Below are 2,058 nucleotides of genomic sequence, written 5' to 3' on the forward strand. Positions count from 1 at the left end.
ATGCGGTCGAGTGGTGGAAGCATCACGGCGAAGCGTAGCCAGAGTGGAGGAATTCAGGGAAAAGACAGGCTGGAAGCCAATTCCACATCCCGGCTCACGCGTCGCGAAAGTCACGAAGAATTTCGTCCAGCCTTTCCCCCCCCCGAAACTCTTGGCGAGTTTCGCTACCAAACAAAGGATCTTTAATAAGATCCCCCACGCACCCCCATCATTCTCCGCTCGAAAACACGATGTTTCCACGCCAACCGATCAAACTTCACGATTCGCAGCAACACGGGTTGGGTACCGGAGCCGAGTTGATCCTGGTCGAGGGGGATTCCGCATCACGCAGCGTCGCAAGGGCTCGCGACAGCTCGTTTCAAGCGGTGTTGCCGATGCAGGGCAAACCCATGAACTCGCTGCGATCGAATCGCCGTACGATCGAACGCAATGAACTCTATGCCGCCTTGATCGATGCGATGGGCTCGGGAATCGAGGACTATTTTCATCTCGATTCGATACGGTATGAGCGAGTGGTGTTACTGTTTGATCCCGACGCTGATGGGATTCACTGCGGCGCGTTGATGATGATGTTCTTCTATCGCTGGATGCGACCGTTGTTAGAGTCCGGCCGCGTGTCGGTGGTGCGTGCGCCGATGTTCGAGATTTCGGCGCGGCGGTACAACGATACGCTGTTGGCATACGGCGAAGAACATTACCGGGTGATCCGCGAGCAACTCGACGCGAAGGGAATCGAAGGCATCAAGATTAACCGCTTCCGTGGTCTAGCCAGTTTGAATGAGGACACGTTGCGGAAGACATGCTTGCACCCTGATACCCGGGCGGTCAGCGAGATGGGATTGCACGACGCCGAAGAAGCAATCCGGATTTTCTGCCCCAATATGTCAGCGTCGTGATCCAGGCGACGATCGCAGCGACAATCGCGGGAGACATCCACCACGGCCGATACTCGAAGACGACTCTCCAGCGGCCCTCGGGAACCAGCACGCCTTGCTTTAAATAGTCAACGCGGTGCACCGTGACCGATTGCGATTTCCCCGAATCGAGCGAGATCAGCTTGGCATGCCAATGTCCATCTTGGTAGGTCGTTCGCTCGAGCAGGCAGGCGGCCGACACTTCCATTTCAATTTCCAGTGAATCCGCGGTATCGCTTTTGATACTCCATTGGCTGGTCGGTGGGTCCGCAAGTTCGTCGATCGGATTCACTGAAGACAATTCGCTGGTGCGGGCATCCACATAGACACCGGGCAGGTGCTTCCCACGGAGCACCTCGTACAGCAGCGATTCAAAATCGTCGCGGCTTGCTTCGCGAACGTCTCGTTTTGACCACGCAAAGTGAACTTGCAGTTTAGGATGCGTCGGTGCTTGGATGATGTGAGTTTCAACAAGTTTCCAATCGGAAACGGGCCGCGATCCCTCGGTCGCGTTCAACGTTTGATCAATGCCTAGCCATCGCGACACCGCAGCCCAAAATTTAGCTCGCTCGTCCGCCGACATTGAGCGAGTGACTTCGGCGGTCGATTTCCAAAACATCGCCATGGTTTGCGAGCCAATGGAGGTCATGTTGTTGAGCACATGACCACGATCTGCCAGATGCCAACGGCCGAACCACGCGATTTCCGAGCTCCATTCGACCTCGGTTAACCGGTCCTCATCGCGGCTTTCCCGCCAATCACGTGGCCATCCTTTTCCGGTTCGTGTTCGTAGCGTCAACGTTTCCGCGTCTGCAACGGGCATGGGAATCGATCGAATCGCATCTCGGTTTGCAGAGACGCGTGCGATGTTGCCCGCTGCAAACACAGTGATGTCAATGGCGACAATCACCAGCAAATAGCGTGCGGTGTGAACCCGCGAAAGGCGATTGCCGAAAAAACGGGTTAGTCCCCATCCCAAACATCCCAGCACGATGATGGAATGGACGATCGACCAAGCAACTTCACGAAGCCCACCAGCGATATCGAGTGGTCCCCAGAAGGGATCGGACGGCAGTTGGCCTGGGTTTCCGATCCCACCATTTGGAATCCATTGCATCGCGATCACGATGACCAATGCGATAAC

The 2,058-nt window shown here is 55.8% G+C and carries 2 protein-coding genes; one reads left to right on the forward strand and one right to left on the reverse strand.

The window, feature by feature from the left end; translation table 11 throughout:
* Positions 1-230 precede the first annotated feature (230 nt).
* Positions 231-896, forward strand: a complete 666-nt coding sequence (locus ABX962_RS35315; protein WP_372726342.1) for a toprim domain-containing protein — start codon at positions 231-233, stop codon at positions 894-896.
* On the opposite strand, the gene ABX962_RS35320 is transcribed toward ABX962_RS35315, so the two are convergent.
* The coding region (locus tag ABX962_RS35320) for a hypothetical protein (protein WP_372726343.1) at positions 826-2,058 on the reverse strand (1,233 nt) is incomplete at its 5' end. The two genes, ABX962_RS35315 and ABX962_RS35320, sit on opposite strands and share 71 nt — an antisense overlap.

It is taken from the genome of Novipirellula sp. (assembly GCF_041583735.1).
GTDB lineage: Bacteria > Planctomycetota > Planctomycetia > Pirellulales > Pirellulaceae > Novipirellula.

Coding starts and splice junctions, on each gene's coding strand:
- ABX962_RS35315 (WP_372726342.1), top strand. CDS start 231: ATGTTTCCACGCCAACCGATCAAACTTCACGATTCGCAGCAACACGGG.